At 46.0% G+C, this 19,866-nt stretch carries 22 protein-coding genes and 1 pseudogene; 8 read left to right on the forward strand and 15 right to left on the reverse strand.

The genetic code is table 11. From position 1 onward, the window contains the following. Nucleotides 1-4: 4 nt before the first annotated feature. The 7 genes from G4P54_RS16845 to G4P54_RS16875 all read right to left on the reverse strand — a co-directional run bounded on the left by G4P54_RS16845 (nucleotide 5) and on the right by G4P54_RS16875 (nucleotide 6,985). Nucleotides 5-358: a toprim domain-containing protein gene (locus G4P54_RS16845; protein WP_167873296.1), complete on the reverse strand. Its 354-nt coding sequence runs from the start codon at nucleotides 356-358 to the stop codon at nucleotides 5-7. Between the two features lie 72 nt (nucleotides 359-430). Then, a complete protein-coding gene (locus tag G4P54_RS16850) occupies nucleotides 431-667 on the reverse strand; it encodes a YusG family protein (protein WP_003240826.1) in 237 nt (78 codons plus the stop codon). A 55-nt stretch (nucleotides 668-722) separates the two neighbouring features. After that, nucleotides 723-1,106, reverse strand: coding sequence for a glycine cleavage system protein GcvH (gene gcvH, locus G4P54_RS16855; RefSeq protein WP_024713600.1), 384 nt, complete (start codon nucleotides 1,104-1,106; stop codon nucleotides 723-725). A gap of 66 nt (nucleotides 1,107-1,172) precedes the next feature. After that, nucleotides 1,173-1,529, reverse strand: a complete 357-nt coding sequence (locus tag G4P54_RS16860; protein WP_003222779.1) for an arsenate reductase family protein — start codon at nucleotides 1,527-1,529, stop codon at nucleotides 1,173-1,175. A gap of 110 nt (nucleotides 1,530-1,639) precedes the next feature. Beyond that, nucleotides 1,640-3,424 (reverse strand): acyl-CoA dehydrogenase FadE, encoded by a 1,785-nt coding sequence (gene fadE, locus G4P54_RS16865; RefSeq protein WP_167873297.1) that lies wholly within the window; start codon nucleotides 3,422-3,424, stop codon nucleotides 1,640-1,642. A 14-nt stretch (nucleotides 3,425-3,438) separates the two neighbouring features. Next, a complete protein-coding gene (locus G4P54_RS16870; protein ID WP_167873298.1) occupies nucleotides 3,439-4,614 on the reverse strand; it encodes an acetyl-CoA C-acetyltransferase in 1,176 nt (391 codons plus the stop codon). Between the two features lie 10 nt (nucleotides 4,615-4,624). Then, the gene (locus tag G4P54_RS16875) at nucleotides 4,625-6,985 is read right to left on the reverse strand and encodes a 3-hydroxyacyl-CoA dehydrogenase/enoyl-CoA hydratase family protein (protein ID WP_167873299.1); all 2,361 of its coding nucleotides are present in this window, start codon (nucleotides 6,983-6,985) and stop codon (nucleotides 4,625-4,627) included. 174 nt (nucleotides 6,986-7,159) lie between these two features. Here G4P54_RS16875 and G4P54_RS16880 point away from each other — a divergent pair, with 174 nt between their 5' ends. Beyond that, a complete protein-coding gene (locus G4P54_RS16880; protein ID WP_032681721.1) occupies nucleotides 7,160-7,306 on the forward strand; it encodes a YuzL family protein in 147 nt (48 codons plus the stop codon). Between the two features lie 25 nt (nucleotides 7,307-7,331). Here the strand turns inward: G4P54_RS16880 and G4P54_RS16885 are convergent, their stop codons facing one another. After that, complete coding sequence (locus G4P54_RS16885) at nucleotides 7,332-8,240, reverse strand: proline dehydrogenase family protein (RefSeq protein ID WP_167873300.1); 909 nt, start codon at nucleotides 8,238-8,240, stop codon at nucleotides 7,332-7,334. A 94-nt stretch (nucleotides 8,241-8,334) separates the two neighbouring features. On the opposite strand from G4P54_RS16885, the gene G4P54_RS16890 reads away from it, so the two are divergent. The 4 genes from G4P54_RS16890 (at nucleotide 8,335) to mdtP (ending at nucleotide 11,177) form a co-directional block, all read left to right on the forward strand. Then, nucleotides 8,335-8,580 carry a hypothetical protein gene (locus G4P54_RS16890; protein WP_167873301.1) on the forward strand — a complete coding sequence of 82 codons (246 nt, stop codon included), beginning with the start codon at nucleotides 8,335-8,337 and terminating at the stop codon, nucleotides 8,578-8,580. Between the two features lie 12 nt (nucleotides 8,581-8,592). Next, nucleotides 8,593-8,925, forward strand: a complete 333-nt coding sequence (locus G4P54_RS16895) for a spore coat protein (protein ID WP_024713594.1) — start codon at nucleotides 8,593-8,595, stop codon at nucleotides 8,923-8,925. Nucleotides 8,926-9,085: 160 nt separating this feature from the next. After that, nucleotides 9,086-9,556: a MarR family transcriptional regulator MdtR gene (gene mdtR, locus G4P54_RS16900; RefSeq protein ID WP_024713593.1), complete on the forward strand. Its 471-nt coding sequence runs from the start codon at nucleotides 9,086-9,088 to the stop codon at nucleotides 9,554-9,556. Next, a complete protein-coding gene (gene mdtP, locus G4P54_RS16905) occupies nucleotides 9,522-11,177 on the forward strand; it encodes a multidrug efflux MFS transporter MdtP (RefSeq protein ID WP_240939679.1) in 1,656 nt (551 codons plus the stop codon). The genes mdtR and mdtP overlap by 35 nt, the downstream gene beginning before the upstream one ends. A gap of 36 nt (nucleotides 11,178-11,213) precedes the next feature. On the opposite strand, the gene G4P54_RS16910 is transcribed toward mdtP, so the two are convergent. Further along, nucleotides 11,214-11,597 (reverse strand): tautomerase family protein, encoded by a 384-nt coding sequence (locus tag G4P54_RS16910; RefSeq protein ID WP_024713591.1) that lies wholly within the window; start codon nucleotides 11,595-11,597, stop codon nucleotides 11,214-11,216. A 16-nt stretch (nucleotides 11,598-11,613) separates the two neighbouring features. After that, a complete protein-coding gene (locus G4P54_RS16915; RefSeq protein WP_167873302.1) occupies nucleotides 11,614-12,354 on the reverse strand; it encodes an SDR family NAD(P)-dependent oxidoreductase in 741 nt (246 codons plus the stop codon). 133 nt (nucleotides 12,355-12,487) lie between these two features. Between G4P54_RS16915 and G4P54_RS16920 the strand changes: the two genes are divergently transcribed. Then, complete coding sequence (locus G4P54_RS16920) at nucleotides 12,488-13,375, forward strand: LysR family transcriptional regulator (RefSeq protein ID WP_167873303.1); 888 nt, start codon at nucleotides 12,488-12,490, stop codon at nucleotides 13,373-13,375. A gap of 20 nt (nucleotides 13,376-13,395) precedes the next feature. Here G4P54_RS16920 and G4P54_RS16925 read toward each other — a convergent pair. The 4 genes and pseudogenes from G4P54_RS16925 to G4P54_RS16940 all read right to left on the reverse strand — a co-directional run bounded on the left by G4P54_RS16925 (nucleotide 13,396) and on the right by G4P54_RS16940 (nucleotide 17,086). Next, nucleotides 13,396-13,706: pseudogene (locus tag G4P54_RS16925) on the reverse strand (YusU family protein). Further along, nucleotides 13,706-14,533 carry an ABC transporter ATP-binding protein gene (locus tag G4P54_RS16930; RefSeq protein WP_081719768.1) on the reverse strand — a complete coding sequence of 276 codons (828 nt, stop codon included), beginning with the start codon at nucleotides 14,531-14,533 and terminating at the stop codon, nucleotides 13,706-13,708. The pseudogene G4P54_RS16925 and the gene G4P54_RS16930 overlap by 1 nt, the downstream one beginning before the upstream one ends. Before the next feature lie 210 nt (nucleotides 14,534-14,743). Further along, nucleotides 14,744-15,181 carry a YusW family protein gene (locus G4P54_RS16935; protein ID WP_167873305.1) on the reverse strand — a complete coding sequence of 146 codons (438 nt, stop codon included), beginning with the start codon at nucleotides 15,179-15,181 and terminating at the stop codon, nucleotides 14,744-14,746. Nucleotides 15,182-15,289: 108 nt separating this feature from the next. Then, nucleotides 15,290-17,086, reverse strand: coding sequence for a M3 family oligoendopeptidase (locus tag G4P54_RS16940; RefSeq protein WP_167873306.1), 1,797 nt, complete (start codon nucleotides 17,084-17,086; stop codon nucleotides 15,290-15,292). A 134-nt stretch (nucleotides 17,087-17,220) separates the two neighbouring features. On the opposite strand from G4P54_RS16940, the gene G4P54_RS16945 reads away from it, so the two are divergent. After that, nucleotides 17,221-18,063, forward strand: coding sequence for an oxidoreductase (locus G4P54_RS16945; RefSeq protein WP_167873902.1), 843 nt, complete (start codon nucleotides 17,221-17,223; stop codon nucleotides 18,061-18,063). An 89-nt stretch (nucleotides 18,064-18,152) separates the two neighbouring features. Next, nucleotides 18,153-18,614, forward strand: coding sequence for a metalloregulation DNA-binding stress protein MgrA (gene mrgA, locus G4P54_RS16950; RefSeq protein WP_024713583.1), 462 nt, complete (start codon nucleotides 18,153-18,155; stop codon nucleotides 18,612-18,614). A gap of 57 nt (nucleotides 18,615-18,671) precedes the next feature. Here mrgA and G4P54_RS16955 read toward each other — a convergent pair. After that, nucleotides 18,672-19,822, reverse strand: a protein-coding gene (locus G4P54_RS16955) for an IS3 family transposase (RefSeq protein ID WP_167871594.1) whose coding sequence is annotated in 2 segments (ribosomal slippage) — nucleotides 18,672-19,549 and nucleotides 19,549-19,822 — 1,152 coding nt in all. Because the reading frame shifts where the segments join, the coding sequence is not laid out codon by codon here. Nucleotides 19,823-19,866 lie beyond the last annotated feature (44 nt).

Genomic DNA, 19,866 nt, shown 5'->3' on the forward strand with positions numbered 1-19,866 from the left:
CACCTCAGGACTTTCTTTCAAGAAAAATAGTATGGACATTCAGATTTGCGCGGAGCAGCACAGAAGCGACATGGTGTCTCGGTGCAGCCTCTACTTCCTTATAGGCTCTGTCGATATGCAAATGGCAGGCGTCATTAAATTCTCTTTTCAGCTGTTTTCTTAATTTCTCGCCTGATTCATCAGCATCAACTAATATATAGACGTCTTTATCGTAAAGCTCATCAGCCAATTCCTCAAGCTTCAGCTGGCTGATTGTTCCGTTTGTGCAGATGATGCGCACTGGTTCATTCAGCACACTTTCAACTTTCTCTTTATCTGATTTCCCTTCGACAATCATCACCTTTTCCTGCTCATCCATTTTCATCACCTGCTGCGCCAAATTTGAAACGTTCAGATTGTAAAAAGAAGGCAGTGAAATTCACCGCCAACATTAACACCAGCCGTTTTCATAGTCACAATCCACGTATTTTTCATCGTTTCCTGAGACCACATCGGCTGTTTTATAAAATTTCTCATTTTCAAAGGAATAACCGGATTTAAGCTCATATTCATCCATGCTTGTCATTTGCCCGATCATCTCATTATCATGATATAACGAGAGCCGGCCATTTTGAAAGCGGCCTGTCACATCATTGGTGACATCGAGCTTTTGTTTGCTGAAAGCCATATTGGACACCTCCTACACCGTTAGCGTGTCCAATTGCCTTCACAGCTATCCTATTTTAGTCTTCTTGTGTCATCTCTTCGTATTGCTCTGCTGTCATCAGTTTTTCAATTTCAGAAGCGTCAGACGGCTCAATGACGATCATCCATGCTTTTTCGTACGGAGATTCGTTGACGAATTCCGGACTGTCATCAAGATCTTCGTTTACTTCCACAACAGTTCCGTTAATCGGTGCATAAAGCTCAGATACCGTTTTAACGGATTCAACACTGCCGAATGGCTCGTCCGCTTTGATTTCAGCGCCGACTTCAGGAAGCTCGACAAACACGATGTCGCCTAGCTCGGACTGGGCAAAATGCGTAATTCCGATTCTGGCTTTTTCTCCCTCAACTTTAACCCACTCGTGTTCTCCTGAGTAACGCAAATCTTTAGGTATGCTCAATTGAATCCCTCCATTTTTTACAGCACTACAATAAGAAGATACCACACTTTTCAAAAAAAATTGACATTAAGCCCAGTTTTCTTCAAATTGGTCTTCTTTAAAACCGACTGTCACTTTTTCGCCGTCTGTTGTAAGCGGGCGTTTGATCAGCATTCCGTCTGAAGCCAGCAGTTCAAGCTGTTCGTCCTCTGACATGTGATACAGCTTTTCCTTTAGATTCAGTTCGCGGTATTTCATGCCGCTCGTGTTGAAAAATTTCTTGAGATCCAGCCCGCTTTTTTCATAAAGCGCTTTTAGTTCTTCTTTGCTTGGAGGCTGCTCTGCAATATGTATTTCGTTGATTTCTTTTCCATGCTCTTCAAGCCATTTCTTTGCTTTGCGGCACGTTCCGCATTTAGGGTACCAGTAAAAAGTTAACGACATCTTCTTCCCCCTCAATAAAATAATCGAGGTTATTTTAACACAGTTTGTTTTAAAAGCCTAAAACTGTGCTCCTTAAAAAAAAACTCCGCGCATGCGGAGCTTTTGGACAATCAGACAATATATTTTTCAGCCTCAAAAACGCCCGCTGCCGCTTCGCGTTTTTTCTGAATGACGTTTTTAGGCGTTACGCGCGTCAGTTTGCGGAGAGCGGAAAGCATCATGCGGAGTGAGTCTCCTTCTTCCATTGCGATAAGGGATTCCTTCGCGTGCGCTTCAATTTCGTTAAAAGCTTCCTGAACGAAAATTTCAGTATACAGCACCTTTTGCGCCGCTTTTTCTTCTCCTTGGGCGGCAATGGCCTTTTCCGTTCTGAGTACGGCGGATTCCATTGCGTATACATTGCTGACGATATCCGCGACGTTGACGAGAATTTCTTGTTCGCGATCGATGGCTTTTCCGTATTTTTGCGCGGCGAGACCGGCGGCGAACAGCGCGATTTTTTTGGCTTGCTTGACGATATATTTCTCCTGCTCTAAAACGCCGCTGCCCGGCTCTTCCGGCATAAGCATCATGAGTTCTTCTTGGAGTGCCTTCGCTTTTTCGAATAGAGGCAGCTCGCCTTTTAACGCTTTTTTCAGGAAAGTGCTTGGCACGATTAACCGGTTGATTTCGTTTGTGCCTTCAAAAATCCGATTGATCCTTGAATCCCGATAGGCTCTCTCTACTTCGTATTCCTGCATAAAACCGTAGCCGCCATGAATCTGCACGCCTTCATCTACGATATAATCAAGCGTCTCGGATCCGAATACTTTATTCAGAGAGCATTCGATGGCGTATTCTGCAATTGACTTGGCGATTTGCCGGCCGTCCTTGAGGTCTTCGGCCGTAAACTGGCTCATATTGTCTTCAAACAGCCCGACGGTTCTGTACACAGAGCTTTCCATCGCGTAAAGCCTTGAAGACATCGTCGCGATTTTTTCCTGTGTCAGCGAAAAGCCAGCAATCGGCGTTTTAAATTGGCGGCGCTGATTTGCGTATGCTGCAGACAGCTCAATCACCCGCTTAGATGCTCCAATCGTGCCAACCGCCAGCTTATAGCGGCCGATATTCAAAATATTAAAGGCGATGACATGCCCTTTGCCGATTTCTCCGAGCAGGTTTTCTTTTGGCACTTCAGCCTGATCTAAAATAAGGGTTCTTGTCGATGATCCTTTGATCCCCATTTTCTTTTCTTCCGGACCTGTGGATACGCCCGGGAAATCTTTTTCTACAATAAAGGCCGAGAATTTGTCGCCGTCCACCTTCGCGTAAACGACAAATACATCAGCAAAGGCAGAGTTGGTAATCCACTGTTTTTCACCGGTTAATACGTAATGCGTCCCCGCTTCATTCAGCACGGCTGTTGTTTTTGCTCCCAGCGCATCAGACCCGGAGCCGGGTTCAGTCAACGCATAAGCCGCGATCTTTTCGCCTGAAGCAAGCCCGGGCAAATACGTTTTCTTTTGCTCTTCTGATCCGAAAAAGACGATCGGCAAGGAACCGATGCCGACATGCGCGCCATAAGAAAGCGAAAAGCTTCCCGCACGCGAAAATTTTTCCGTAATGAGTGCGGAGCTGATTTTATCAAGGCCGAGCCCTCCGTATTCCTCTGGCACATCAGCGCCAAGCAGCCCTAGTTCGCCGGCCTTCTTCAACAGTCTGACAGAATGCTCGAATTGGTGGTTTTCGATTTCATCTATATGAGGGAGAACATCTTGCTCGATGTAATCCTCTGTTGTTTTTGCAATCATTTTATGCTCGTCAGTGAAATCCTCCGGTGTATACATTTGATCGTATGTGACATCGTCGATTAAAAATCCGCCGCCTTTTTGTACTTCAGCCGCTTTTTTCACCATTTGTTTTTCCCCCTTTAGCATAATTCAAATACACCGGCCGCTCCCATCCCGCCGCCAATACACATTGTGACGACTCCAAACTGCTCGTTTCTCCGCTTCATTTCATGAATGAGTGAAAGTGTAAGCTTTGTGCCCGTACAGCCAAGCGGGTGCCCAAGCGCGATGGCGCCCCCGTTGACATTGACTTTTTCTTCGTCAATTCCCAGTTCCCTGATCACTTGGATGGCCTGTGATGCGAAAGCTTCGTTCAGTTCAAACAAGCCGATGTCCTGGAGCTGCAGCCCAGCAAGCTTTAAGGCGCGCGGAATGGCTTCCACCGGTCCGATGCCCATCACCTCCGGCGGCACGCCGCCTACCGCAAAGGAGCGGAATTTCACAAGCGGCGCCAAGCCAAGCGCATCAGCTTTTTCCCGATCCATCAGCATGACAGCCGCCGCTCCGTCACTCGTTTGCGAGGAATTGCCGGCAGTAACTGTTCCATCTACAGAAAAAGCCGGACGCAATGTCGCTAAGACATCTGTTGTCGTTTGCGGGCGAACACCTTCATCCTGAGAAAACACAAACTGTTTTTCCTGCGGCTTATGGTTTTCTCCGATTTCTGTCACCGTCACTTTGACAGATACTATCTCATCTTTAAATTTCCCTTCTGCAAGGGCTTTGGCCGCATTCTGGTGGCTGCGAACGGCAAATGCATCCTGATCCTCACGTGAGACGCCGTATTTTTTCGCGACCTGCTCAGCTGTATGTCCCATGCTCATATAATATTCCGGCGCCTGTTCTGCCAACGCTAGGTTCGGACGGGTGACATGCCCCATCATCGGAACCTGTGACATGGATTCTGCTCCCCCGGCGATCGCTGTATCGTAGGCGCCAAGCATAATTTTTTCTGCCGCATATGCGATGGACTGAAGACCTGAAGAGCAGTAGCGATTGACTGTAATCGCCGGAACCGTATACGGCAGTCCCGCGAGCGCGCCGATGTTTCTCGCCATATTGAGCCCCTGTTCCGCTTCAGGTGTGGCACAGCCGATAATCAAGTCGTCAATATTGCCTTCGTAGCCGCCTGCCCGCTTCAGTGTTTCCTTCACGCAAATCGCTCCCAAATCATCCGGGCGAACGGCGGCCAGCGATCCTTTTTTGGCTTTCCCAACCGGTGTTCTTGCACCTGACACAATGACTGCTTCTTTCATAAGCTCCCTCCTAATTCCGTAAAGGTTTACCTTTCACAAGCATATGCTGCATTCTCGCTTGAGATTTCGCCTCTCCTGCCAAACTCAAAAACGCTTCTCTCTCGATCTCCAATAAATACTCTTCATCAACCTCTGTGCCAAACGGCACTTTTCCGCCGGCAATGACATAAGCGAGTTTTTTCGCGATGTTGAAATCATGCTCAGATATATAGCCGGACAGTTTCATCTGCTCAGCGCCAAGCAAGAGTGCCGCATAACCGGTTTCTCCCGGCACCTTGACCTTTTCTTTTACAGGCGTGCGCCAGCCGGTATCGTATAAAGATGCGGCAAGCTGCTTCGCATCGTACAGCAGGTGATCCTGATTCACGCTGATATGGTCCGTTTCTTTTAAGATGTTCATCTCACGGGCCTCTTGGGCGGAAGCGGACACTTTCGCCATTGCAATCGTTTCAAATGTTTTCATTGCCGCATTCATCGAATCAAGACCGCGGCGTAGATGGTTGATGTACAGCTCTTTGTTTCCTCCTCCGCCAGGGATGAGGCCGACCCCCGCTTCCACAAGGCCCATATAGGCTTCGCTTGCTGCTTGAATACGAGCGGCCGGCAGGCATACTTCCGTTCCTCCGCCGAGCGTCATGCCAAATGGCGCAGCGACAACCGGTTTTGCGCTGTATTTGATTTTCATCATCGTCTCCTGAAAACGGCGTATCACGAAGTCAACTTCCAAAAAGTTGTCATCCTGGACTTCCATTAAGATCATGGCGAGATTCGCGCCGACACAGAAATTTTTTCCTTGATTGCCGATGACAAGCCCTTTATAGTTCCGCTCTGTTTCCTCTAACGCCTTGTTGATCATTTGGATGATGTCGAGGCCGATGGCATTGCTTTTTGAATGAAATTCAAGCAGGGCCACATCATCTCCAAGGTCGATCAGGCTTGCTCCGCTGTTTTTTTCAATCACGCTGTTTGTTTCCTTGAGCGCTTGTAAATGAATCCGTTTTTTGTTTTCTTTCACGGCTCTGTATTCGCCGCGGTCATAATAAAATACCGTTCCATTCTCTCTGATGTAAAAGGTTTCATTTCCTTTGTCCAGCATGTCTTTAATCCAGCCGGGCATTTCAGCTCCAAGCTTTTCCGCCGACTGCTTGAGGCCGATGGCATCCCACATTTCAAACGGGCCCAGCTCCCAGCCGAATCCCCACTTCATGGCTTGGTCAATCGCATGAATATCATCGGCAATCTCGCCAAGCAGCTCGGCTGAGTAAAGCAAGGTTTGAGATGTGATATTCCACAGCAGTCTGCCGGCTCTGTCATCGGAATAAATAAGCGCTTTCAATTTGGCTTTTGTCCCTTTTGCCTGTTTTGCCGCTTCAAGCGCCGGTGATTTCATTTTTGTCCGCTCGCCATAAGTAAGCGTCAATGGATCAAGCTCATAAATCGTTTTTCCTTCTTTTTTATAAAAGCCTTGTCCGGCCTTGCTTCCGATCCACCCTTTTTGAAGCATATCGTTCATGAAGCTTGGCAAGCGGAACATATCTTTTTCTTTTCCGTCCGCTTTGTCATACACATTTCGGGCCACGTGAGCGAATGTATCGAGTCCGACCACATCAAGCGTTCTGAAGGTGGCGCTTTTCGGTCTGCCGATCAGCGGACCTGTGATCGAATCGACTTCCCCAACCTGATAGCCGCCTTTCAGCATTTCTTGAACTGTGACGAGAAGCCCGTACGTGCCGATGCGATTCGCGATAAAGTTCGGTGTGTCCTTTGCTGTGACAACACCTTTTCCGAGGACATTTTCACCAAACGCCGTCATAAACTTCAAAATATCAGGGTCCGTTTCCTGAATCGGAATGATCTCCAGCAGTTTTAAATAACGGGCAGGATTAAAAAAGTGCGTTCCGAGAAAATGGGCTTTAAAATCATCCGACCGGCCCTCAGCCATTTCCTGAACTGATATGCCAGATGTATTGCTTGAGACAATGCTTCCAGGCTTCCGGTATTCATCCACAAGCGTAAAAATCTGCTTTTTGACTTCAAGGTTTTCGACAACGACTTCAATAATCCAATCTGCTTCTTTCAGCTTTGCTGCATCATCCTCCAGATTGCCTGGCGTGATATAGGACGTATTTTTCGCTGATGTGAGGGGAGCGGGTTTTTGTTTCAGCAGTTTTTTCAACGCCTGCCGGCTCAGCCTGCTGCGAACCTCCGGACTGTCCTTTGTCAGTCCCCTTTTTTCCTCTTCCTTTGTCAAATCGTTCGGCACAATATCAAGCAGCAGGACAGGAATTCCGATATTAGCCAAATGCGCCGCAATCCCGGAACCCATTACCCCCGATCCTAAAACGGCTGCCTTCCGAATGTGTTTGTGCATGAGATATCCCCCTTGAACATTGAATGAATAATCATTCATTTTTTGACCAAAAAAAATGAAACCCGTTTCTTCTTTCATCTTAAAAGATTTCCGGTTCGACTTCAATAGCTAATTTGTTATTTTTTTGAATGAAGCCTATAAAAGACGGGCAACTTAAACCCGGAGGTGAAGGGAATGGTGCGTGAGAAAAAAAATCCGTCTTCAGCGGCAGTCAGCGCGGCGAGCGTAAAAGGAGACGCCGGTCCGACCCAGCATTACGGCGGCGGAAAACGGACAAGTCAAAATCAGCAGTATAAAAAACAGAACATGGAACAATCATAATGCAGCTGCTCCTTCGCGGCTGCTTTCACTTTTTCAAGATCCCTTTTAACACAAACGCTGCATTGGCGGGCCGTTCGGCAATTCTTCTCATAAAGTAGCTGAACCAGTCCGTTCCATATGGGACATACACACGCATTCTGTACCCTTCCTTGGCAAGTTCCTTCTGGCGCTCCGGCCTGATGCCGTATAGCATTTGAAACTCAAATTGCGACGCGGGGATTTGATGCTCGGCGACAAGCTGTTTCGTACATGCAATGATGTCATCGTCATGTGTGGCGACAGCCGTATAGTTTCCGCTTAACAGCTGCAGCTTGATTAAGCTCTGAAAATGAAGATCCGTTCCTTTTTTGTCAGGAAACGCTACAGCCGCAGATTCTTTATACGCGCCTTTCACAAGTCTGAGATTCGGCTTTATGTCTCTCATACTTCTGATATCTTCTGCCGCCCGGTACAGATACGCCTGTATGACCGTGCCGAGCTTCTCAAATTCCTGTTTGCACTTCCTGTAAATAGAAAGTGTCTGTTCATAATGAGAATAGTCTTCCATATCAATGGTCACAGCAACATCATATTGCTTCGCAACGGAAAGAATGTCGCGCAAATGAGTGAGAGCGAGTTCTTCTGATAGATCAAGCCCGATCGAGGTCAGTTTTAATGAAAGCTCTGAATCCAATTGGTATTCGTCAATGGCTCGAATGGCTTTCTTGCATTCCTCGGCGACTTGATTTGCTTCTTTTTCCGAAGCTGCATACTCGCCTAAATAATCAATCGTTGCGCATAAACCAGATCTGTTTAGCCTTTTGACGGCCTTAACCGCCGAGTCAATTGTTTCCCCTGCGACAAATCTTTGTGCGCCAAGCCGCGTTCCGTATGCTTTTGCGAACTTGGTAAGTGTTTTATTTTGAGAAAAAAATAAAAACACATGTCTTAACATCCGACTCCCTCCCGCCGTCATCTTCAAAACACCTGTATATAACTCCCAGACTGAAGGAAACTATAAAATGAACAGAAATCAAAGGAGGATCCCAATGGACAATCAGCAGCAAGCTCAAATGCCGCCTTCCGTTATTTCGACAAAGGATCATTTGTATCTCAATGACATGCTGAACTGGAATTTGCTCGCGATGAAAAAAGCGCATTTCATGGCGCAGCAGTGCCAGGATCAAACATTAAAGCAAGAACTCGACCGTGTCGGACACATGCACCATGATCACTATCAAAGAATTCTAAAGCATCTGCAGCCAGGCCAGCATCAGTCCGGCTATATCCAATAAGGAGGCGCCAGAATGAATCAGCAAAATCAGAAAATCAGCAACCCGCAAACACCCGTACCGACAACTTCGGAGATGAATGACAGAGATTTCGTCAATGAACTGCTGTCAACGGAAAAATACATGACAACAGCTTATTGCACAGCCTTGCACGAATTCAGCCACGAGTCTCTTTATCAGGATATTCAATCCATTTTTGATGAGTCACAAAAAGCGCAAAGAAAACTATATGACCTCATGTTCCAATATGGATGGTATTCTGTTGAAGCGGAGGATGCCCAAAAGCTGCAGCAGTCCTATCAAAAGTTCCAGCAGACCATTCAGCAGCAGTCTCCTTACCAGCAATAACAGCATCAGCAAAAAGGATACGATGTGCGTTCAGGCATCTATCCTTTTTTTGTGGATAAAAACAGTTGACTTTTCATTTATGCTTATTTATATTTAATAAGCATTAACTATTTTGTCATCAAAATATATATACAGTGTATGTAATAGAGGGGAAATGAACATGAAGAGTGCGGATCGGTTAATGTCCGATATTCAATTATCGCTTCAGGCGCTCTTTCAAAAGATACAGCCTGAAATGTTGGAAAGTATGGAGAAACAAGGTATTACCCCAGCGCAGCTGTTTGTGCTGGCCAGCCTAAAAAAACACGGCAGCCTTAAAATTTCTGAAATTGCCGAGCGCATGGAGGTTAAGCCGAGCGCGGTGACGTTAATGGCAGATCGACTTGAGCAAAAAAATCTCATCGCCAGAACGCACAACACGAAGGACAGGCGAGTGATTGATCTCAGTCTTACTGATGAAGGAGACAGAAAGTTCGAGGAGGTTTTGGCGGGCAGAAAAGCCATTATGGCGCGATATCTCTCTTTCTTGACGGAGGAGGAAATGCTTCAGGCGGCGCATATTACAGAAAAGCTCGCACAGGCAGCAGCGGAAACTGATGAAAAGCACAACACGAAAAGAGGAAACGAATGAAATGAGTAATGAAGACAAACAGCAATCAAAACGAACATTATTAATAACAGGCTTAATTATTGCCATGTTTTTTTCAGCGCTTGACGGTACCATTGTCGGAACGGCCATGCCGAAAATCGTCGGTGATCTGGGCGGTTTGAGCATGATGACCTGGCTGACAACAGCTTATTTGTTAACATCCACAACTGTTGTTCCAATTGCCGGTAAACTGGCTGATTTATTGGGACGCCGCATTGTCTATGTATCAGGTTTGATCATTTTTATGGCAGCTTCTGCTTTGTGCGGAATGGCCAACAATATGACAGAATTGATTATCTTCCGAGGGCTTCAAGGAATCGGCGGAGGCATTATGATGCCGATGGCGATGATTGTCATCGGTGACTTGTTCACAGGTAAACAGCGTGCTAAATTCCAAGGGGTCTTTGGCGCGATTTACGGGCTGGCTTCAGTGATTGGGCCGCAAATCGGCGGCTGGATTGTAGACTCTTTAAACTGGAAATGGGTTTTCTATATTAATCTCCCAGTCGGAATCATTGCTGTTATTTTTATTGCCAGAGGATTGCAGGGCCGCCGGCAGACTGGCCCGATCAACTTCGATATCGCTGGTATTTTCACGATGATTGTCGGGGTTGTCAGCCTCCTCCTCGCCTTAAGCTTTGGCGGGAAAGATTACGCGTGGGGTTCATGGCAGATTCTTGGCCTGTTCGCACTCGCGCTGATCGGCATTGTCAGCTTTATTATCGTAGAATCAAAAGCAAAAGAGCCTATCCTGCCAATGTATCTGTTTAAAAACAGAACGTTTACATTTTTAAACCTGATCGGCTTCTTTATGAGTATCGGCATGTTTGGTGCCATTACGTTTGTTCCTTTCTTTATGCAGGGAATTGTTGGCGTAAGCGCGTCTGAATCAGGCACGATTATGACTCCGATGATGATCTCTATGATCATTACAAGTATTATCGGCGGCCAGCTTGTTTACAAAATCGGCATTAAACCGCAAATCATTACAGGTATGCTGGTGATGGCCGGCGGATTCCTGTTGTTGACGACTTTGGATCTTGATACGAGCAAGCTTGTCGCTACATCGTATATGGCGATCATCGGCCTGGGAATGGGTCTGGTTATGCCGATTCTGACACTTGCTTTACAGGAAAGCTTCTCGAAGGAAGAGCTTGGGGTTGTCACTTCATCCAGCCAATTCTTCCGTTCTATCGGAGGGACATTCGGTATTACTATGCTTGGCGCTGTGATGAATGCGAGATCAGGAAGTTTATTAACAGATAAACTGGTGCCGTACTTAGACTCACTTCCGGCACAGGCAAGCTCGTTTGCCTCACAGCTAAAAGGGATGATTGACACAAATCCGCAGGGACTTCTGCAATCATTGTTCAGCCCGGAAGCCCTGAAACAAATTCCTGCTGCTTTCTCATCTCACATTTTGCCGATTTTAAAAACATCGTTAATGGATTCACTCCACAGCGTGTTTTATACCGGCCTGATCTTTATCGCAGTCGGAGCCGTATTTACTTTGTTCTTAAAGCCTATCAAGCTATCGAACAAGAAAACGGGAGAAGAAGCAAAGGAGAAAACGGCACAAACCGTTGAATCACCTTCCCATTAATAAAACACCCCGCGGGTCCCAATCCGCGGGGTTTTCTTATTCGATCATCTGAGCCCTGCCATTTCCGAAGGACCAATCCTCATCCTGATTTCCAGCCAGCATGATAAACACATCTTCTTTTCTTACACCAAGCTTGGTATGAATCCGACTTGCGATTGAGCGGTAAAGCGCTTTTTTCTGGTCAGTTGTTCTTGAATGTTTCAACGTAAAATGAATATAGATCAGCTCATCGGTACGCTCGACCTGCAGATAAGACGGATCATAAAAAAATTCGCTGTTTTCATATTGCCTGATGACTTGAAAATAGTCATCTTCCGGCACATTGATTTCTTCAGTCATTGATTGATGAATGGTCCTGCTTAGTTTTTGAAGCCACGCTTCGCTTCTCCCCGCCCGTAAATGAATTTGTACAAATGGCATCCCCGCATCTCCTCTCTTACAGCGTCTGTCCGCTGTCAATTGTGATGATTTGACCTGTGAGCGATTCCTGTTCAACAAGCGAACAAATCAATTTGGCGACATCATCCGGTTCAGCAATACGCTGCAGCAGCAAAGTGCCGATCATGCTTTTCATTTTTTCTTCCCGGCCGGCCCACCATCTCGTTGCGACAGCTCCCGGTGCTACACCGCTCACTCTGATTTCAGGCGCTAAGGCGTGAGCCAAAGATTTCGTTAAGCCGTGCACCGCCGATTTTGACACTGCGTAAGGCATAGATGAACCCGCACCGGTTACCCCTGCGATGCTGCCAACATTTACAATCGCCCCGGCCTTGCTTTTTTTCATGAAAGGAACCGCTGCCCGCGCGCAAAAAAACATCCCTTTCACATTGACAGCGTAAAGCTCATCCCAGATGTCTTCTGTCGCAGCTTCAAGGTCATCCATTGGAATATGCCTTGTAACGCTGGCATTGTTGATTAAAATATCAATCGTGCCGTATGTTTTCACAATCGATTGAACCATATCCTGCACTTCGCTGTTTTTGGATACATCCGCTTGGATGGCGAAAGCTTGCCCGCGATATTTTTTAATCATTTCTACTGTTTCCTCCGCTTCGGATTGCGAGCGTGAATAATTCACCGCAACAATCGCTCCGCGTTTTGCCAATTCCATGCTGGCTGCTCTTCCGATTCCTGTGCCGCCCCCTGTTACGAGAGCTATTTTGTTCATGACATTCATTGCCGCCACTCCTTGCCGTTTATGAAATTTTCTTGCTGATTCCATTGTAATCCAGGTTTGGTGTTACGTATAATGATTGTTAAAGATACTTGATATCACTTAGATTGATAGCAAACGAACGGAGGAATGCAAAATGGAAAGCGGAGATTTACGTGTGTTTCAAATGGTAGCCCGCGAAGGCTCCATTACAAAAGCGGCCCGGCAGCTTGGTTATGTGCAATCGAATGTCACGGCCAGAATTCAGCAATTGGAAGCTGAGCTGGGCACCATGCTGTTTTTGCGCCATAATCGGGGCATGACGCTTTCCGCAAGCGGTAAGCTGCTGCTGGACTACACCAATAAAATTATCGGTCTGCTGGATGAAGCGTCTAAAGCACTCTCATCCTCCGTCGAACCAAGCGGACCGCTTATGATCGGCTCCACTCAGACAACCGCCGCAGTAAGGCTTCCGAAGCTTCTGGCTTCTTATTATGCAGAGCACCCAAACGTCCAGCTGTCTTTAACAACAGGACATACACAATTTCTCCTTGATCAGGTTCTTCGCTATGAATTGGATGGCGCCTTTATCGGATGCGAATGCAATCATCCTGAGCTCGAATCCTATCCTGCATTTGAGGAAGAGCCGGTAGTGGTTTCGGCTGCTTCCGTCTCTAGTGAAGAGGACGCCATTACAAAACCGATTCTCGTTTACAGCACAGGCTGTTCGTATCGGGAGACACTTGAAAAATGGCTGCGCTCTGTCGGTGTCACACAGCCGGTCATTATGGAATTTGGAACGCTTGAAGCGATTATCGGCGGGGTTACAGCAGGTCTTGGCATCTCGCTGCTGCCGAGAACGGTTGTGCAGAAACACGCGGCTGAAGGGACGATTCGATTGTACCCGCTGCCTGAAGCTCTCAGACAGATGAAAACAGAATTTATTGTCCGAAAAGATTCGTTTATCAGCAGCGCGCTGCGGACATTTATGGATTCCTTCTTGCCCGAAAAAACGTCAGCATCACAAAAAAGCAGTCTGCTGTGATTGGCAGACTGCTTTTTTAGCTATTGTTTGTTTCGATGCGCTTCATTTAATTCCTTAATATGCTGAATGATCTCTTTAATGCCCTGCTTCCCGTCAGGATATGTTGCATTCCAATGCTTGGCGAGCGGGGGCATGCTTTTGGCGATATGCGTGTATAAAACCCATTGCTTTACTTCTTCTTTTAGCTCATTGCTTGTTTCACCAAGCAGAAGCTCAGTATACTTCTCCAGCAATCCATCCAGCTGCTCCTGAAGTTTTTGTTCCATTTTCCATCTTCCTTTCAAAAAACAGCAAGGAGCTTTCTACAGTGAAAGCTCCTTCGCTGACGTATTATCCATGTGATGTAAGAGCCGCTTCCTGGACAATGCATCTGCCCCTGCCATGAGGGATGCAAAGAGGCGTTCCGAACAGCGGGTCCTGTGTGACCTGACAGTTCATAGAAAACACATTTTGCACAAGGTCACAAGTAATGACCTCTTCCGGACGGCCTTCAGCATAAATACGTTTATCTTTTATAGCCACAAGATGATGCGCATAGCGGCATGCCAAGTTTAAGTCATGGAGAACCATGACAATCGTCCGCTCTTCCGTCTCATTCAGCTCAAACAGCAAATCAAGAATTTCGATTTGGTGCGTCATGTCCAAATACGTTGTCGGTTCATCCAGAAGGATAATATCCGTTTCCTGCGCAAGCGTCATCGCGATCCAAGCCCGCTGGCGCTGTCCGCCTGACAAAGAATCGACGGCGCGGTCAGCCAGGTCTTCAAGTTTTGTTGCTTTAAGCGCTCTCTCAACCGCTGCCTCATCCTCTTTTGACCACTGTTTCAGCCAATTTTGGTAAGGATATCTTCCTTGCTTTACAAGCTGATGCACGGTCAGCCCCTCTGGAGCCGAAGGCCCCTGCGGCAAGATGGCGAGCTCTTTTGCGACTTCCTTCGTCGGAAGCTTGGCAATCGCTCTTCCTTCCAGGAGCACTGAACCGCCTCTCGGCTTCATCAGACGCGCTAATGAACGTAAAAGTGTCGATTTTCCGCAGCCGTTGCTGCCAATAAATACGGTAATTTCACCTTTGGGAATTGTTAAATTCAACTCATCAATAATAACGGCATCCCCGTATCCTAAGCTCAGCGTTTCTGTAGAAATTGCACTCATACCCATAACCGCTCCTTTTTGCTGGCTTTAGCAGCACTATGTATTGCACGTTTTCTATATACATGCGTCGTTTAAAGTCAATTGTCATCAATGCAAGTGATTCAGCCATTTGATATGGTTATATATCCCTCATTGTAGCAGAAAACACTGACTTTGAAAATCATTTTCAATTAGTATTTTGGACATCATTGGCGTTTATGATTTTTAATCACATGGTTATTTCTTGATTTCTCTCACCGAACCGTTTTTCAGCTTCAGCTTTAAGTCGATATGATCAAAATGGCTGTCCAAATTAAACGCTGCCAGCACACTGTGAATCACTTCTGTTTCAGCCATTTGGTCAGTCACGGAAAGCTCGCTCAGGATCATTTTCATCTCATCTAATGCTTCTTCTCCCTCCTGAGTTATGCCAGAGAGTTTATCCTGGATTTCCGCTGTTTCCTGAGTCCCGTTTTTTGTATAGATTCCTTCATACCGATTATGCTCACCATCCCCGTAGCTCACACGAAGCGAGAAATTGCTGTAAGGAACGGACTTCAGTTGAGTGACGGCTGAATGTTCTCCTTCTGCCTGCTGCTGTTCTTCATTGAGACGGCAGCCCGCAATCAGAAGCACTGCGAGACAAACAGCCCCGGCTGCTCTGATCAAATGCATATGTTTCCCCCCTGTAGGATTCCATTTGTTTTAGGTATATCCAGAGAATGAAATCCTCATTCAGGGAAGAATTGAAAAAGCCGAGGCATATAACGCCACGGCTTGTCTTTAAGATTCTGTCATTTCCAAAAAGGCTTCCGCATCACGAACAGCCAGCTTGATGGCATTTTCCCAGAAATCGCGCTTCGTAATATCAGCGCCCAAATGCTTCATCGCCAAATCTTCCACAGTCATAGAAGCTGTATCCCGCAACAGTGCAATATACTTCTCTTCAAACGCGTTTTTTTCCTCAAGCGCCATTGCGTAAATACCGAGAGAAAACAGGTAGCCGAACGTATAAGGAAAATTGTAAAACGGCACCCTCGTGATGTGAAAGTGAAGCTTTGACGCCCAAAAGAGCGGATGGTATTCTCCTAACGCATTGCAATATGCTTCTTTTTGCGCCTCTTCCATCAGCTCATTCAGACGGCCGGCCGGAACCACTCCACGCTTTCGTTCTTCATAAAATCTCGTTTCGAATAAGAATCTTGCATGGATATTCATGAAAAACGCAACGCTTCTTTGCACTTTATCTTCAAGAAGGACGAGCTTTTCTTCCTTCGTCTCCGCCTGCTGGACAGCCGCATCCGCCACAATCATCTCTGCAAACGTTGAAGCCGTTTCTGCGACATTCATGGCATAGGACCGATTTAACGGCCTGACATTGAGCATCGATTCCTGATGGAACGCGTGCCCAAGCTCATGTGCAAGCGTTGAGACATTTGAGGCACTTCCCGAAAATGTCATGAAAATCCGCGATTCTCCGCTGTCAGGAAAGCTCGTGCAAAAGCCGCCGACTCTTTTTCCGCTCCTGTCTTCCGCTTCTATCCAACGGTCCCGAAACGCTTTTTCAGTGAAAGAGGACAGCTTTTTGCCAAACGTTGAAAACTGGCTGATGATGACATTTGCGGCTTCATCATAAGTATAGGCTTTTCCGTCAGACCCGATCGGCGCCTCAACATCGTACCAGCTGAGTTTTTCAAGGCCGAGCATCGAGGCTTTCCGGTTCAGAAACTGAACGAACGGCTGCTTGTTTTCAGTGATGACCTGCCACATCATATCAAGTGTTTCTTTTTTCATCCTGTTGATCTGCAGCGGCTCCTTCAGGACGTTCTCCCAGCCCCGCGCTTTATAGGTTTCAAGCCGGAATCCCGCCAAATGATTGAGCGTGCTGCTGAACACATCCTGCTTGCTTTCCCAAGCTTGATGCAAACGTTCATATATTGTTTTTCTGACAGCGCGGTCTTGATGATCCATCACATTTTCAGCCTGGCCGACAGACAACTGCTTGTTCACACCGTTTTCCTCATACGGGATCGTCATTTTTCCGACAACCATATTGTATAAGTCGCTCCAAGCGTGGTATCCGTCCACCGCGAGGTTTCCAATCAGCTTTTCTTTATCCGGGCTGAGCTTTTCGGCAACCCGCTGTCTTCTTTCATTTAATATGTATGATACATCGCGTAATCCCGGTTTTGTTAACAATTCATTCCACACATCTTGATCAATGGCCACAAGTTTATGATCTAATGTAACGAGTGACGATTGAAAATCTGCGGAAAGCCGGTTCATAAGTGACTGATGCTCTATAGCCTTCTGATCATTGATATTCTGGGCCTGAAGGCAAGCGACAAAAGCGCCGGCCTGCTGAAGCATGACAGATGTCTGTTCGAATACAGCAAGCAATGCCGTCAGCCCTTCAGCCTCTTCGGGCGATTCTGGCGCCTGAAACGCATCAGTCCTATCTTGAAATGCAGAGAGACTTTGTGACAGCTCCTCAATATATCTCTTGAATTCTTCTGAGTGGCTCCCGCCCTTAAAAAATGAATCCAGATCCCACCTCTGGTCTACCCCTTGCAGCGCCATAACACAAAACCCCTTTCCTTCTTTCGTTTTATTATAGAACAATTCTGAATTATTGTATAAAAATTTCTTTTACAGGCGTCTTTTTCCGTATATGAATGTACAATAGCTGTAACAGATCATTTAGGAGGTATATGATGCATAAAAAAATCGCAATCGTAACTGGAGCGTCAAAAGGCTTTGGTCAGCTGGCGGCAGTAAAGCTCGCCAAGTCATTTTTCGTGATTGCCACAACAAGACAGCCTGAGAAAGCTGAACAGCTGCGGGAATTGGCCGCAGCACACAATGTGTCAGATTCTATTCACATAACCGCTCTCGACGTCACAGATGAACAATCCATTGCCTTATTCGGGAAAGCTATTAGTGCTTACGCTCCCATTGATCTTCTCGTCAACAACGCCGGAACGGCTTACGGCGGATTTGTCGAGGATGTGCCGATGGAACATTTCAGACAGCAATTTGAAACGAATGTCTTTGGAGTCATCCATGTGACAAAAACCGTGCTGCCTTACATAAGAAAGCACGGCGGCGCAAAGATTATAAACGTGAGCAGCATCAGCGGACTGACCGGATTCCCTGCGCTGTCGCCTTATGCGGCGTCCAAGCATGCATTAGAGGGTTTTTCTGAAAGCCTGCGTATCGAGCTGCTTCCATTCGGTATCGAAACCGCTTTAATCGAACCGGGCTCATACAAGACATCGATCTGGTCAACCTCATTATCAAATTATATGTCGGTGCCTGCTAACGATTCAGCTTATCATCAATACTATAAAAAAATTCTTTCCTACGTCGAAAAAAACGCCGATGAAAGCGGGGACCCCCAAGAGGTTGCCGACCTCATTTATCATTTGGCAACAAAACAGCACGTAAAGAAATTCCGTTATCCAATCGGAAAAGGCATCAAACTCACCCTGTTATTCCGGTCGCTATTCCCTTGGTCTGCGTGGGAGTCTATCCTGAAGAAAAAACTATTCAACTAACCTAAATTATAATTATTATAATTTAGTATTGATTTTTAATTAATACATGGTATAATAATATTAACAGATCACAAGGAGGACGTTATCTTATGAAAACTGAAAACGCAAAAACAAACCAAACATTAGTTGAGAATTCAATGAACACACAATTATCAAACTGGTTTCTTTTATACGCTAAGCTCCACCGCTTCCACTGGTATGTGAAAGGACCGCATTTCTTTACATTGCACGAGAAATTTGAAGAACTGTATGACCATGCAGCGGAAACAGTCGATACCATCGCAGAGCGCCTGCTGGCGATCGGCGGGCAGCCTGTTGCCACAATGAAAGAATACATTGAGCATGCATCTATCACAGACGGCGGAAATGAAACGTCAGCATCAGAAATGGTACAAGCATTGGTAAACGACTACAAACAAATCAGCAGCGAATCTAAATTCGTGATCGGCCTTGCTGAAGAAAATCAAGACAATGCAACAGCGGACTTGTTTGTCGGATTAATTGATGAAGTTGACAAACAAGTATGGATGCTTTCCGCCTACTTAGGATAAAAAAAGCTGAACCCTTGGGACTGACCCCCGTTTTTGAGACAGGGATCAAAACACCTTTTAAACAGCCAATTGCCGATAGTTTATCGGTGATTGGTTGTTTAGTTTAGTTTGGATACGAATATTGTTATAATAATGAATGTATTCTATGACAGTGCGTTCTACGATGGCGGTCGTAGTTCGATCAATGCTGTTAAGATAGAACGTTTCAGACTTTAGTGAGGAATGAAACGATTCGATGGAGGCATTATCAGCGGGCGTCCCTTTGCGGGACATGCTCATGGTAATGCCTTTTGTTTTAACAGCTTTTTGATACTCGTAAGATGTATACACAGAACCTTGGTCACTATGTAACACGCAGTTCTCAGGCAACATTGGCAGCTGATCAAGTGTGTCTAAGACAAAGGCTGTATCCTGCTTATCCCCAATCGTAAAAGCAATCACTTCTCCATTGTATAAATCCAATATACTGGAAAGGTACAATTGTTTCTGTCCATAAGGCAAATACGTAATGTCCGTTACTAGTTTTTCAAGAGGGCGATCAGACTGAAAGTTCCGATCCAATATATTATCGACCACGGCATATGGCTGCCCATCCTTCTTGCGCTTTTTCACCTTAACCCGGCACTGCCATTGATTTTTCTGCATAATACGTTGAACCGTTTTATGGTTAATATGCATACTCTTTTTTAGTATAGCTGTGATTTTTCGATATCCATATCGATACTTGTGCTCTCGGCACAACGTGCCGATTTGTTTTTCCAAATGGCGCTTGGGATGATCCTTCATCGGATTCTTCTTCCAGCGATAATAAGACGCTCGAGAGATACCTAAATGAATACAGATATCCTGTATGGTCATTGTGCTGTTCAATATTTCTACAAGTTCGACTGACGTTTCGCTATCAACTTCCTTTCCAATTCGTTGTACTTTTTTAAAACTTCATTCTGTTGTCTCAGGTAACGAATCTCTGCCTGCATTTTCTCTAATTCGGAAGAATACTCCGGACCTTTTCCGTAAGTGTATTGCTTTCCAACAGGCTGTTCGAATCGATGTGTATCCCCAGCCTTATGCCATCTAACCCATGTCTGAACCTGTGTCTTATTCTTAATATTCAACTCCTGCATGATCTCTTTCATAGGTACGCCTGCCAATCTCATTTCTACAGCCTTCTGTTTCACTTCAACCGGATAACTCACTCTTGTCCCCATAGAAAAAACACCTCCAAGTCTAATTTCGGATAACAATCATCCGT

Origin of the sequence: Bacillus tequilensis, from assembly GCF_012225885.1 — a bacterium.
In the GTDB taxonomy this organism is placed as follows: domain Bacteria; phylum Bacillota; class Bacilli; order Bacillales; family Bacillaceae; genus Bacillus; species Bacillus tequilensis.